This is a genomic window from Curtobacterium sp. AG1037, assembly GCF_003349855.1.
Classification (GTDB): Bacteria; Actinomycetota; Actinomycetes; order Actinomycetales; family Microbacteriaceae; genus Curtobacterium; species Curtobacterium citreum.
In genome coordinates, this window is sequence record NZ_QQAO01000005.1 from 1 (window position 1) to 11,980 (window position 11,980).

Here is an 11,980-nt window from a genome sequence, read left to right on the forward strand (position 1 = left end):
CACCCGACCGGATCGCCGACCAGAACACCTGCTGCTGCTCGCGAAGAAACACCCCACGCCACCACCTCGAACTCAAGGTGTTGCAACCACCCCCTAAAACCGCCCGCGACGACCCGACGTCGTCTTCTCCACCGACGGACAGACAACACCGACGGACGGACAGCACCGACGGACAGACAACACCGACGGACGGACAGACAACACCGACGGACGGATGGACAACACCGACGGACGACCCGGTAGCGCCGACCGGACCCCGGCACCCCTACACCCCGAGCGCCTCGGCGACCTCGAGCCAGCGCTCCTCCAGCTGCTCGACCTCGGCCTCGAGGGCGCCGAGCTGCGTCTGCAGCGCTCCGAGTCCCGCGTAGTCGGACTGGTCGTGTGCCGCGAACGCGTCGAGCAGCTTCTGCCGGTCCTGCCCCGCCTTCGCGATCTTGCGGTCGAGGGCCGACATCTCCTTCTCGGCAGCGCGCCGGTCCGCACCGGACAGGCCGGGCGCAGCAGGGGCACCGGACGCGACCGCCCCGGGACCGGACCCGCCCGCCGGGGCCGTGTCGGGCCTCCCGGCTGATGCGGCGGCAGCCGCCGACGCCGTCTGCGGGACCGAACCCGACGCGCGCAACCGCATGTACTCGTCGACCCCACCCGGCAGGTGCCGGAGGTGCCCGCCGAGCACCGCGTACTGCTGGTCGGTGACGCGCTCGAGCAGGTACCGGTCGTGCGACACGACGAGCAGGGTGCCCGGCCAGGTGTCGAGCAGGTCCTCCATCGCGGCGAGCATGTCGGTGTCGAGGTCGTTCGTGGGCTCGTCGAGGATCAGCACGTTCGGCTCGTCGAGCAGGATGAGCATGAGCTGCAGCCGCCGCTTCTGCCCGCCACTGAGATCGCGAACCGGCGTGGAGAGCTGCTCCGACGTGAAGCCGAGGCGCTCGAGCAGCTGCGACGGCGTCATCTCCTTGCCGTCCGCGACGTAGCTCGTCTTCTTGCGGGCGACGACCTCGCGCACCCGGTCGTCGGCGAACTGCGCGAGGTCAGCGAGCTGCTGGTCGAGCACCGCGACCTGCACGGTCTTGCCGGTCTTCACCCGGCCGACGGTGGGCTGGAGCGCGCCGGACACCAGGTTCAGCAGCGTGGACTTGCCCGCGCCGTTCGGCCCGAGGATGCCGGTCCGCTCCCCCGGCGCGATCCGCCACTCGACGTCCCGCAGGATCACGTCGTCGCCGAACGAGACGCCGACGTCGAGCAGGTCGACGACGTCCTTGCCGAGCCGCGCGGTCGCCGTCTGCGCCAGGGCGACGGTGTCGCGGATGGGCGGGACGTCGTCGATGAGCGCGTTGGCCGCGTCGATGCGGAACTTCGGCTTGCTCGTGCGGGCCGGGGCCCCGCGGCGGAGCCAGGCGAGCTCCTTCCGGGCGAGGTTCTGCCGGCGCTGCTCGGACGCGGCGGCCTGCCGGTCGCGCTCCACGCGCTGCAGGATGTACGCGGCGTAACCGCCCTCGAAGGGCTCGACGACGCCGTCGTGCACCTCCCACGTGTCGGTGGACACGGCATCGAGGAACCACCGGTCGTGCGTCACCACCACGAGCCCGCCCTGGTTCGACGACCAGCGCCGGTTGATGTGGTCGGCGAGCCACTGGATGCCCTCGACGTCGAGGTGGTTCGTCGGCTCGTCGAGGAACAGCACGTCCCAGTCGCCCACCAGGAGCTTCGCGAGGGCGATCCGTCGACGCTGGCCTCCGGACAGGTCGTCGACGACGGCCTCCCACGGGATGTCCGACACGAGGCCGCCGATGACGTCGCGGATCTTCGGGTCGCCCGCCCACTCGTGCTCCGCGAGGTCGCCGACCACGGTCGCGCCGACCGTGGCTCCGGCCGGGAGCACGTCGCGCTGGTCGAGGTACCCGATCGTCAGCCCGCGGCGGTGCGTGACCCGGCCGGCGTCGGGCTCCAGACGCTGCGCGAGCAGCGCGAGCAGCGTCGACTTGCCGTCGCCGTTCCGGCCGACGACGCCGATGCGGTCGCCCTCGTCGAGGCCGAGGGTGACGCTGTCGAAGACGACACGGGTGGGGAACTCGAGATGCACGTTCTCGGCGCCGAGGAGATGAGCCACCCGACAAGGGTAGGCGGCGCGGGTGACGAGCCGAACCAGGCATGCGATGTCGAACCAGCCGCGGTGGCCGGTTCGACGTCGGGAACGTGGTTCGGTGCGGCTGGTCGCGCGCCGTCGGCCTGGAGGCGCGGGTCAGCTCCCCGGGGTCGGCTCGCCCTCGCCGGCTGCCTCCTTGGCCCGGCGCAGTCGCGCCTGGGCTTCCCAGTACTCGATCTCCCGCTCGAGCGCGGCGAGCTCCTGCTCCGTACCGGTCACGCGCGCGTCCCCGTGGGCAGCGCGGGCGTGCCCGAGGCTCGCGTACTGGTCCTCGTGGCGGTTCGGCTCGAGGTACCGGCCGTGGTTCCGGTCGTTCGCACTCCAGTCGTGGCCGACGGCGAACCACACGATGCTGCCGACGACGGGCAGGAAGATGCAGATCAGGATCCACGCGAACTTCGGCAGACCGCGGACCTGGTCCTCGCCCCGCGTGATGATGTCGATCAGGGCGAACACGAGCAGGACGACCCCGGCTCCGTACAGCAGCACGCTCATGTCTCGGGAGTCTATGGACCAGCCGAGTGCCCGACCACGCCCAGGACGGGTGCCGCGATCACGATCCCGCGTCGGTCTCCTGCGGGGCCGTACAGGTCAGAGTGCGGCAACCCACTCGTCGCTGCCGTCGGTGAACCGCTGGTGCTTCCAGATCGGCGTCCGCTCCTTGACCAGGTCGACGAGGGCGCCGCACGCGGTGAAGGCCACCCCGCGGTGCGGTGAGGCCACGGCGGCGGCGAGCGCCACGTCCCCGATGCCGAGCGCGCCGACGCGGTGCAGGACGGCGATGCGGACCTCGGGGTGCTCGTCGGCGATGGTGCGGGCGACCTCGGCGATGACCTCGGCCGCGCTCGGGTGCCGCTCGTAGTCGAGCGCGGTGACGCCCTTGCCGCCGTCGTGGTCGCGGACGATCCCGGCGAAGGTCACCACGGCGCCGTCCTGGTCGGTCGCGACGGCCGCGGAGACCTCGTCCACGGTGACGACTCGGTCGACGACGTCGGCGAGGACGACGCGGTCTGCGGAGGTCCCGGCGCCCCGGTCGGCGGCCTGCCCGCCGGGCTGCTCGGCGCTCACGACGCGCTCCGTCGTGCGTGTCCTTCGCCGTGCAGCTGGGCGAGCACGTGGTCGAGCACCCCGTCGAGCACCGCGAGTCCGTCGGCGACCCCGCCGCGCGATCCGGGCAGCGTGACGACCAGGGAACGGCCACCGGCGATCCCAGCGACACCCCGGGTCAGGAGCGCCGTCGGGCCGGCGCCGGCGAGCCCGCGGCGACGGATCTCCTCGGTGATGCCGGGCAGCTCGAGGTCGACGAGGGGCGCCACGGCCTCGGGCGTGCGGTCGGTCGGTGTGACGCCCGTGCCGCCGGTCGTGACGACGAGCCGGGCATCGGCGAGCAGCTCCGCGGACACCGTCTCGGCGATCGGGCCGCCGTCCGGCACGATCGTCGGCTCGGCCACGGTGAAGCCGCGCTCGCGCAGCCATCCCGCGATGACCGGTCCGGTGCGGTCGAGGGCGGAGTCCGTCGCGGCGGAGGTCGAGACGACGACCACGCCGGCGCGCCCCCTGGTCGGTTCGGTGGTCATCGGTTGCTCCAGTCGCCGGAGCGTCCGCCGCGCTTCTCGAGCACCCGCACCTCCGTGATCACGGCCGCGCGGTCGACGGCCTTCACCATGTCGTACACGGTCAGCGCAGCGACGCTCGCCCCCGTCAGCGCTTCCATCTCGACGCCGGTGCGCGAGGTCGTGCGCACGGACACCTCGATCCGGACGCGGTCCCCGTCGCCCGTGATGTCGACCTGCACCCCGGCGATCGGCAGGGGGTGGCAGAGGGGCACGAGGTCCGAGGTCTTCTTGACGGCCATGATCGCGGCGATCCGGGCGGTGCCGATGACCTCGCCCTTCGGCAGCGACCCGTCGAGGATCCGGTCGACGACGTCCGCGCGCGTCACGAGGGTCGCGGTCGCCGTCGCCGAGCGGTCGGTGACGTCCTTCTCGGAGACGTCCACCATGTGCGCGGAGCCGTCGGCCCGGACGTGGGAGAGGTCGGGCTGGTCGGGCGCAGTGGTCATCGCAGGCTCCAGACGGTCAGGGGGTCGCCCGGCGCGACGGTGTCGGTGCCGACCGGGACGTGGACGAGGTGGGTGGCCGCGGCGAGGTGCCCGAGCAGGTGCGAGCTCGGCCCGCCGACGAACCAGACCCGGCCGTCCTGCACCCGGCCGCGACGGACCTGGTGCTTCGTCGGGGGCGAGGTCGTGCCCTCGGCAGCGGGGAGCTCGGCGGCGGCACGGTCGGGCGCGCCGACGAGTGGGGCGAGCACCGGGCGGAGGAACAGCTCGAACGACACGAGCGCGGAGACCGGGTTGCCCGGGAACGCCACGACCGGGACCGGACGTCCGCCGAGCGCGACGGTGCCGAGCGCCTGGGGGCCGCCGGGCTGCACCGCGACCGGGGTGACGGCGAGGCCGAGCGGCTCGAGGGCCTGCCGGACGACCTCGTACGCACCCGCGCTGATGCCGCCGGTGGTGAGCACGAGGTCGGCACCGTCCACCCCGGGGTCGCCGACCGCCTCGCCGAGGGCGTCGACGAAGCGGTCCGGGTCGTCGCGCAGGCGGACCGTGTGGGACCGGGCGCCGACCTCGGCCAGGGCGGCCTGCAGCGCGACACCGTTCGCGTCCCCGATCGTCGCTGCGGCGTCGGCACCGGCATCGGCACCCGCGCCGGCACCGGGGTCCGTCGTGTCGTCCCGCAGCTCGCTGCCCGTCGACACGACGAGCACACGCAGGGGCCGCACGACGTCCACGGCGTCGATGCTCGCCGCGGCGAGCGCCCCGAGGAGCGCCGGCGTCACCGGGGCGCCCGCGGGTGCGAGCTCGGCACCGGCTGCGACGTCGCTCCCGACGGTCCGGACGAACGTGCCCACCGTGGTGTCGACCGGGACCGTGAGCACGTCGAGCGCCATGGCCGCCGGGAAGGCCCCCGGCGGGACGGACTCGACCCGGACGACCGCGTCCGCGCCGTCCGGGATGCGCGCCCCGGTCATCACCGGCGCGGCGGTGCCGGGGTCGAGCGGCGCGGGGACGAGGCCTGCCGGGATCGGGTCGACGACGCGTACCACCGCACCGGCGTCGGCGGCCCGGACCGCGAAGCCGTCCATCTGGCTGTTTTCGAAGGTCGGCAGCGGCACCGGGGCGTGCACGGCCGCGGCGAGCACGCGGTACCCGCGCCCGGCGTCCGACGCGGTCGCGAGCGCCGTCAGCGCCCGGCGCTCCGACCCGAGGCCGCCGAGGACCGGCGCGAGCAGCGTCGCGACCGCCTGGCGGTGCTGACCGATCGATCGCACGCGTGCCTCCGAACTCGTGTGGGCCCGAGCACTCGGCTGCTGCCGGTGGGCCGTCGATAGCGTATCCAGGGCGCACCGCGCGCCGAGGACATCACCAGGACCTGTGGAGGACGACGTGAGCACGACCGCACCTGTGGACGGAACGACCGCACGCATCGGGGTGATCGGCGGCTCCGGCCTGTACCGGCTCTTCGAGGAGGGCACGGCCGACGAGCTCGTCGTCGAGACCCCGTTCGGCGCGACCTCCAGCCCGATCACCGTCGGCACGATGTCGGGCAAGCGCGTGGCGTTCCTCACCCGGCACGGCCGCGAGCACTCGGTCGCCCCGCACCTGATCAACCACCGCGCGAACCTGTGGGCGCTGCGCTCGCTCGGCGTCCGCGCGATCGTGTCCTCGAGCGCGGTCGGCGGCCTGCACCCGGACTACGCGCCCGGCACCTTCGTCGTGACGGACCAGCTCATCGACCGCACCTGGGGCCGCGCCGACACCTTCTTCGAGGACCAAGTGCAGCACCTGTCCTTCGCCGACCCCTTCGACCCCGTGCTCCGGCGCGCGGCGATCGACGCGGTGTCCGCCCTCGACGTGCCCTTCCGGCCGACCGGCACCTGCGTCGTGATCCAGGGGCCGCGCTTCTCGACCCGCGCGGAGTCCGTCTGGCTGCGCGAGGCCGGCGGCCACACGATCAACATGACCATGACGCCCGAGGTCCCGCTCGCCGCCGAGCTCGGCATCGGCACCGTGAACCTGTCGTTCGTCACCGACGCCGACGCCGGCCTGGCCCCGGCAGCGGACGAGACGGCCGGCCGACCCGCAGCAGACACGGAGGCCCCCGTCACGCACGCCGCCGTGATGGAGCGCCTGGCCCGGGCGAACGAGGTGATCGTCCGCGCCATCGGCGACATCGTCGGCGCGCTGCCGGACGACTACACCCCGCGCGAGCTCGTCCCCGCCGCCGCCAGCGTCAGCGTCCTGTCCCGCGGGAGCGAGCGGTGACCCGCCTGCTCGTCACCGGCGGCGCGGGCTTCATCGGCTCCGCGATCGTCCGCCGCGCCCTCGCCGAGGGGTACGAGGTCCGCGTGCTCGACTCCCTCCGTGACGACGTGCACGGCGACCCCGCCGAGGTCGTCCGCGCCCACGAACAGCAGGGCACCGCGTTCGTGCACGGCGACGTCCGCGACCGGGCCGCCCTGGAGGCCGCGCTCGACGGCGTCGACGTCGTCTGCCACCAGGCCGCCAAGGTGGGGCTCGGCGTCGACTTCCAGGACGCCCCCGACTACGTGTCCTCGAACGACGCCGGGACCGCGCACGTCCTTGCCGGCATGGACCGCCACGGCATCGGGCGGCTCGTCGTCGCGAGCTCGATGGTCGTCTACGGCGAGGGCGCGTACGAGACCGCCGACGGCGAGCCGACCCGTCCGCCGGCCCGGCGCCGCGAGGACCTGGACGCCGGGCGGTTCGACCCGATCGGCCCCGACGGACGACCCCTCGTCCCCGGCCTGATCGACGAGTCGGCGGCGCTCGACCCGCGGAACGTCTACGCGCAGACCAAGGTCGCGCAGGAGCACCTGGCCTCGAGCTGGGCCCGCGCCACCGGTGGGACCGCGATCGCCCTGCGGTACCACAACGTCTACGGCCCCGGCATGCCCTCGAACACCCCGTACGCCGGCGTCGCGTCCCTGTTCCGCTCGGCGCTCGCCCGGGGCGAAGCACCCCGCGTCTTCGAGGACGGCCGCCAGCGACGGGACTTCGTGCACGTGGACGACGTCGCCGGGGCGAACGCGGCCTCGATCGCCGCGACCGCCGACCTGCCCGCCGAGACGTTCCGCGCGTACAACGTCGGCTCCGGCGTCGTGCACACGATCGGCGACATGGCGTCCGCGATCGCCGGACCGGACGGCCCGCAGCCCGTCGTCACGGGCGAGTACCGGCTCGGTGACGTCCGGCACGTGACGGCGTCCTCGGAGCGCATCCGCGCCGAGCTCGGCTGGCACGCGCAGGTCGACTTCGAGCAGGGCATGCGCGACTTCGCGACCGCCCCGCTCCGCGCCGCCGTCCGCTGACCCGCACCGGGCCGCGACCCGAGACTCGGCCCAGCGGACGAGACCCGGGTCGCGGACCGCGAGTCGTGTCCGCCGCACCGAGACTCGGCCCCGCCCCGCCCAGCCCGGCCACCAGGCCGTCCCCCGAACGCGTGCCGCGACAGCCGCAACACGCGCACCGCCACGCCCGGGGGACACGGATCCTGTACCCCGCGACGTTGCATCGTGTTACGTCGAGGGCATGCACCCCGAGCCGACCGACGCCCCCGACCCCGCCGAGGACGCGACGCGCGCGGCGGACGCCCCGACCCGTCGATCCGGCGTCCCGCACCGAATGGGCGGCATGGACGTCGACGTGATCCTGCCCTGCCTGGACGAGGCCGACGCGCTCCCGCGCGTGATCGGCGCGCTGCCGCCGGGCTACCGGGCGATCGTCGTCGACAACGGCTCGACGGACGGCTCCGCCGACGTCGCCCGCGCGCACGGCGCGACCGTCGTCACCGAACCGGTCAAGGGCTTCGGCTCCGCGTGCGCCGCCGGTGTCGCCGCCGCGACCGCCGAGTACGTCGCCTTCTGCGACGCCGACGCCTCGATGGACCCCGGCGAGCTGCCCGCCCTCGTCGCCCGCGTCGCGGACGGCCGCACCGACCTCGCCCTCGGCCGACGCGTCCCCACCACGCGCGGCGCGTGGGCACCGCACGCCCGGTTCGCGAACCGCGTGCTCGCCGTCCTGATGCGCCGCGCGACCGGGTACCGCCTCCGCGACCTCGGCCCGATGCGCGTCATGCGCCGCGCCGACCTGGTCGCGCTCGACCTGCAGGACCGCCGCAGCGGCTACCCGCTCGAGATGGTCCTGGCCGCGCACGCGGCCGGCTGGCGCGTCGACGAGTCCGACATCGGCTACGCGCAGCGCGTGGGCGACAGCAAGGTCACCGGCACGCTGCGGGGCACCGTCAACGCGGTCCGCGACATGTCGCGCCTGCTGCGCGAGTACGGCCGGGAGGCACGCCCCCGGACCGTCGCACCCGGTCCCCTCCGGCGGACGGCCGGGTCCACTGCATCCACCGCCACCGCCACCGCCACCGCCACCGAGGGAGCACGCTCATGACCGACGTCACCGTGGTCGTCGTGGCCAAGGAGTGCCTTCCCGGCAAGGTGAAGACCCGGCTGACGCCGGCCCTGACTCCCGAGGGCGCCGCGCGCGTCGCCGCGGCCTCGCTCGCCGACACGATCGCGACGGTGCGTGCGCTGCCCGCTTCGCGTCGGGTGCTGCTCTACGACGGCGTCGTGCTGCCGGACGGCACCGACGACTTCGAGGTCCTGCCGCAGATCGGCGGCGGCCTGGACGAGCGACTCGGGGCGATGTTCGACGCGATGAGCGGTCCGACGCTCCTGGTCGGGATGGACACCCCGCAGGCCTCGGCGGCGGACCTGTCCCCCGTGTTCGACGACCCCGGCCGGGACGCGTGGTTCGGTCCGGCCGAGGACGGCGGCTTCTGGTCGCTGTACCTGCGCGAGCCGGACGGAGCCCTGCTCCGCGGTGTGCCGATGTCGCAGGACGACACCGGCGCCGTGCAGCGGTCGCGACTGGCCGACGCGGGGCTCGACGTGGGCCTGCTCGAGACCCTGCTCGACGTGGACACCGTGCCGGACGCCGACCGCGTCGCCGCGCTCGTGCCCGACTCCCGGTTCGCCGCGGCCCTGCGCGACGAGACCCTGACCGAACTCGCCGAGTGCGGAGGTACCCGATGACGATGCACGACACCGTGACCTTCGGGGCCGGCGGCGGCGAGCCGTACGCCCGGGCCCTGCGCACCGACGGCAGCATCCGGCTCACGGACCCCGAGCGCCCGGACGTCACCGTCACGATGGACGTCGGCCGCTGGAACGCCGCCGCCGACCGGGTGGACCGGTCGCTGCTCGACGGTGCGGACGGCCCCGTGATCGACATCGGCTGCGGCCCCGGGCGGATGCTCGTCGCCGCACGGACCCTGGGCATCCCGGCGCTCGGCGTCGACGTCTCGGCCGAGGCCGTCGCGATCGCCCGACGCTCCGGCGGCACCGCGGTGCAGGGCTCGGTCTTCGACCCGATCCCGAGCGAGGGGCGCTGGGACACCGCACTCGTCATCGACGGGAACATCGGCATCGGCGGGGACCCCGTCGCACTGCTCGCCCGCTGTGCCGCGATCGTGCGCGACGGCGGCCGGGTGGTCGTCGAAGCGCACGCGGACCCGGCCGCTGACCGCGCGTTCACGGCGCACGTGGTGGACACGGACGGGAACCGCAGCGCGGCCTTCCCGTGGGCCGAGGTCGGCATCGAGGCGCTCCTCGAGCACGCGGAGGCCGCCGGGCTGCGGCCGCGCCAGAGCTGGACCGCCGAGGGCCGGACGTTCTGCGAGCTCGTCGCCTGATCCCTGATCTTGCGTCGTGTTGTCTTGCGTCGTGTTGTCTTGCGTCGTGTTGTCTTGCATCGTGCAACACACGGGCGTAGGGTCTGGGTACCAGCCGACGGCGTCGTGACCGTCGGACCTGGCGGCGCACGAGCCTCGGCACGACGACGAGGAGCACCCGTGCAGAACCGACAGAACCCCCTCGGCGGCGCGTACGTCTCCGGCCTCGAGACCCGCGACGAGCTCGGCGCCTACGCGGTCGAGGCCGCCTGGCGTCCGATCGGCAGCTACACCGGCACCGGAGCCGGCCGCACGCTCGGCCGCTTCGTGGACGTGCAGTCCCGACGCCCGGGCACCGCGACGAGCTCGAACCGGACCGTCACCGGCTCGCTGCGCACGGCCACGGGGTCCTTCCGCACCGCCTGAGTGCGAAGCGGACCCTTCCCGCTCCGCAGCCCGCGGGAGGGGTCAGCCCGGTGCGGGATCAACACGCTGCTGGGGAGTGCGCCGAGCTCTCGCAGGCGCTCAGGCGTCACGGGCATCGATGAGCCCTCGCACGTGTCGCCGCAGGTCCCCGAGCCACTGCACCGGGGTCCGCCCGGTGTCGAGCGACGGGTCGAGGCCGGTGCCGATCGTGTCGAGCAGCCGCTCGATCGCGTCGTCGGTCGGGTACTCGGCGGCGATACCGCCGAGTTCGGCGTCGATCTCCTCGAGCTCGCCGCGGTTCATCCGTCCGAACGCGTCATCGTAGAGGCGCTCCGCCGTCTCGTACTCGTCGCGCCAGTCGACGGTGCAGTACGCACCCATCAGGGTCCAGGAGTGTGGGTACTGCTTCGTCAGCGATTCGAGGTCCACGAGGTCTACTGGGCTCACGTCGTCGGGCACGAGGTGTCGACCTCGGAGGAGGGGAACGGGCGAGCCACTCCCGGTCAGGCGGCGAGCTCCTGCTCGATGCGGTCTGCCACCTTCCGCAGCCAAGCGCGGTCGTCCAGCCCGTCGTCCTCGGGCACGTAGTTGCAGTCCAGTTCGACCAGCCGCCCGCCGAGCGCCGCCGCGTCGGGCAGCGCCTCGTCGAGGTCACGCACGTTGGTCAACAGCGCGCGCTGCTCGTCGGGTGAGCTGATCGCCAGGAAGTGCTCCAGCGCGTCCGGTCCCCCGTACGGTGCGTCGGCCCAGTCTTGGTGGAAGTAGGCACCGACGAAGTCGTCGAACGCGGGGAAGTTCGTCGCCGTGATGCTGGCCGGCGCCGGGTACGCTGTCAGGATCGTGTAGCCCGCCGGCCGGTCCGGCGCCGCGGTCAGGACCACGCGCACGGCATCGAGGTCATGGATCGTGCCGAACGGCATCCCACGCCCCGTGACACCGCCTGGGGCCGCGAAGACCCGGAGCGGCTTGGGGCAGTCGTCGGCGACCCATGCGCGGATGCGCAGGTGGTTGGCATCGAGGGCGTCCGCGACGATCCGGTCGGCCTCGTCGGTCCCGCCGGTGAACACCGAGGTCCCGGTCCTGACGCTGTGCGGCACGATGTGCTCCTTCTTCGTGGTGGAGTGGTGTGGGTCTTCGTCGCTGCCGGGATCAGCCGTCTGCGGGCAAGGAGGCATGGGCATGGATGCCGACGTCCGGAGCGAGGTGAGGTCGGTCCCCGAGGACGCCCGTCGAGTGCGTTCCAGACGCTCGACGAGCGTGTCCAGCCAGCGTTTCGGCGACAGCCCCAGGTTGCGTTCGGGCGACAGCCCGGTTCCGACGTACCGCAGGAACTTCCGCACTGCGTGATCACCGGACAGTTCCTTCTGCAGGACCTTGGCCTGCTCGGCCCAGTCATTGCGAGCGTCGGCGGTGAGACCGTCGAACGCGTCGGCGTACGCCGCTTCGACGTCGGCATGGTCGAGCTCCCAGTCGTGGTCGAGGTGTGTCTCCTGTCATGTGTGCGCAACGCTCTCCGCTCGCGACTGCCCCGCTCGTTGACGCAGTCGTCGCTCCCCGTCATCCCATCTCCCCGATCGGGTACGACGTCAGAGCGACGACGGAGGAACAACGGATGCACCGCGCGGCGAAGTCCGGGGCCGTC

Annotated in this window: 14 protein-coding genes; 6 read left to right on the forward strand and 8 right to left on the reverse strand. The window is 73.6% G+C overall.

Annotation, left to right across the window (positions count from 1 at the left end):
• Positions 1 to 265: 265 nt before the first annotated feature.
• The 6 genes from DEU32_RS08610 to DEU32_RS08635 form a co-directional block, all read right to left on the reverse strand.
• A complete protein-coding gene (locus DEU32_RS08610; protein WP_114850156.1) occupies positions 266 to 2,113 on the reverse strand; it encodes an ABC-F family ATP-binding cassette domain-containing protein in 1,848 nt (615 codons plus the stop codon).
• A gap of 132 nt (positions 2,114 to 2,245) precedes the next feature.
• Positions 2,246 to 2,644 (reverse strand): PLD nuclease N-terminal domain-containing protein, encoded by a 399-nt coding sequence (locus DEU32_RS08615; RefSeq protein WP_114850157.1) that lies wholly within the window; start codon positions 2,642 to 2,644, stop codon positions 2,246 to 2,248.
• A gap of 96 nt (positions 2,645 to 2,740) precedes the next feature.
• Positions 2,741 to 3,217: a molybdenum cofactor biosynthesis protein MoaE gene (locus DEU32_RS17500; RefSeq protein ID WP_180225657.1), complete on the reverse strand. Its 477-nt coding sequence runs from the start codon at positions 3,215 to 3,217 to the stop codon at positions 2,741 to 2,743.
• Complete coding sequence (locus tag DEU32_RS17505) at positions 3,214 to 3,726, reverse strand: molybdopterin-binding protein (protein ID WP_114850158.1); 513 nt, start codon at positions 3,724 to 3,726, stop codon at positions 3,214 to 3,216. Before DEU32_RS17505 ends, DEU32_RS17500 begins: the two co-directional genes overlap by 4 nt.
• Positions 3,723 to 4,211 carry a cyclic pyranopterin monophosphate synthase MoaC gene (gene moaC, locus DEU32_RS08630; protein ID WP_058740575.1) on the reverse strand — a complete coding sequence of 163 codons (489 nt, stop codon included), beginning with the start codon at positions 4,209 to 4,211 and terminating at the stop codon, positions 3,723 to 3,725. The genes DEU32_RS17505 and moaC overlap by 4 nt, the downstream gene beginning before the upstream one ends.
• A complete protein-coding gene (locus DEU32_RS08635) occupies positions 4,208 to 5,482 on the reverse strand; it encodes a molybdopterin molybdotransferase MoeA (protein ID WP_258554824.1) in 1,275 nt (424 codons plus the stop codon). The genes moaC and DEU32_RS08635 overlap by 4 nt, the downstream gene beginning before the upstream one ends.
• A 115-nt stretch (positions 5,483 to 5,597) precedes the next feature.
• Here DEU32_RS08635 and DEU32_RS08640 point away from each other — a divergent pair, with 115 nt between their 5' ends.
• The 6 genes from DEU32_RS08640 to DEU32_RS08665 all read left to right on the forward strand — a co-directional run bounded on the left by DEU32_RS08640 (position 5,598) and on the right by DEU32_RS08665 (position 10,338).
• Positions 5,598 to 6,476 (forward strand): MTAP family purine nucleoside phosphorylase, encoded by an 879-nt coding sequence (locus DEU32_RS08640; protein WP_229666964.1) that lies wholly within the window; start codon positions 5,598 to 5,600, stop codon positions 6,474 to 6,476.
• Positions 6,473 to 7,543 (forward strand): NAD(P)-dependent oxidoreductase, encoded by a 1,071-nt coding sequence (locus DEU32_RS08645; RefSeq protein WP_058740577.1) that lies wholly within the window; start codon positions 6,473 to 6,475, stop codon positions 7,541 to 7,543. Before DEU32_RS08640 ends, DEU32_RS08645 begins: the two co-directional genes overlap by 4 nt.
• A 220-nt stretch (positions 7,544 to 7,763) precedes the next feature.
• Positions 7,764 to 8,630 (forward strand): glycosyltransferase family 2 protein, encoded by an 867-nt coding sequence (locus DEU32_RS08650; RefSeq protein ID WP_309473785.1) that lies wholly within the window; start codon positions 7,764 to 7,766, stop codon positions 8,628 to 8,630.
• Positions 8,627 to 9,274 carry a DUF2064 domain-containing protein gene (locus DEU32_RS08655; protein ID WP_114850159.1) on the forward strand — a complete coding sequence of 216 codons (648 nt, stop codon included), beginning with the start codon at positions 8,627 to 8,629 and terminating at the stop codon, positions 9,272 to 9,274. Before DEU32_RS08650 ends, DEU32_RS08655 begins: the two co-directional genes overlap by 4 nt.
• On the forward strand, positions 9,271 to 9,933 hold the full coding sequence (locus tag DEU32_RS08660; protein WP_114850160.1) for a methyltransferase domain-containing protein: 663 nt from the start codon (positions 9,271 to 9,273) through the stop codon (positions 9,931 to 9,933). Before DEU32_RS08655 ends, DEU32_RS08660 begins: the two co-directional genes overlap by 4 nt.
• Before the next feature lie 159 nt (positions 9,934 to 10,092).
• The gene (locus tag DEU32_RS08665; RefSeq protein WP_114850161.1) at positions 10,093 to 10,338 is read left to right on the forward strand and encodes a hypothetical protein; all 246 of its coding nucleotides are present in this window, start codon (positions 10,093 to 10,095) and stop codon (positions 10,336 to 10,338) included.
• Between the two features lie 99 nt (positions 10,339 to 10,437).
• Here the strand turns inward: DEU32_RS08665 and DEU32_RS08670 are convergent, their stop codons facing one another.
• On the reverse strand, positions 10,438 to 10,797 hold the full coding sequence (locus tag DEU32_RS08670) for a contact-dependent growth inhibition system immunity protein (RefSeq protein WP_147281429.1): 360 nt from the start codon (positions 10,795 to 10,797) through the stop codon (positions 10,438 to 10,440).
• 44 nt (positions 10,798 to 10,841) lie between these two features.
• The gene (locus DEU32_RS08675) at positions 10,842 to 11,435 is read right to left on the reverse strand and encodes a contact-dependent growth inhibition system immunity protein (protein WP_147281430.1); all 594 of its coding nucleotides are present in this window, start codon (positions 11,433 to 11,435) and stop codon (positions 10,842 to 10,844) included.
• Between the last annotated feature and the right edge of the window lie 545 nt (positions 11,436 to 11,980).

What these genes read in the sequence shown, in the direction of transcription:
- DEU32_RS08615 (WP_114850157.1), bottom strand. Translation starts at nt 2,644, where the DNA reads ATGAGCGTGCTGCTGTACGGAGCCGGGGTCGTCCTGCTCGTGTTCGCC.
- moaC (WP_058740575.1), bottom strand. Translation starts at nt 4,211, where the DNA reads ATGACCACTGCGCCCGACCAGCCCGACCTCTCCCACGTCCGGGCCGAC.
- DEU32_RS08650 (WP_309473785.1), top strand. Translation starts at nt 7,764, where the DNA reads ATGCACCCCGAGCCGACCGACGCCCCCGACCCCGCCGAGGACGCGACG.
- DEU32_RS17505 (WP_114850158.1), bottom strand. Translation starts at nt 3,726, where the DNA reads ATGACCACCGAACCGACCAGGGGGCGCGCCGGCGTGGTCGTCGTCTCG.
- DEU32_RS08660 (WP_114850160.1), top strand. Translation starts at nt 9,271, where the DNA reads ATGACGATGCACGACACCGTGACCTTCGGGGCCGGCGGCGGCGAGCCG.
- DEU32_RS08655 (WP_114850159.1), top strand. Translation starts at nt 8,627, where the DNA reads ATGACCGACGTCACCGTGGTCGTCGTGGCCAAGGAGTGCCTTCCCGGC.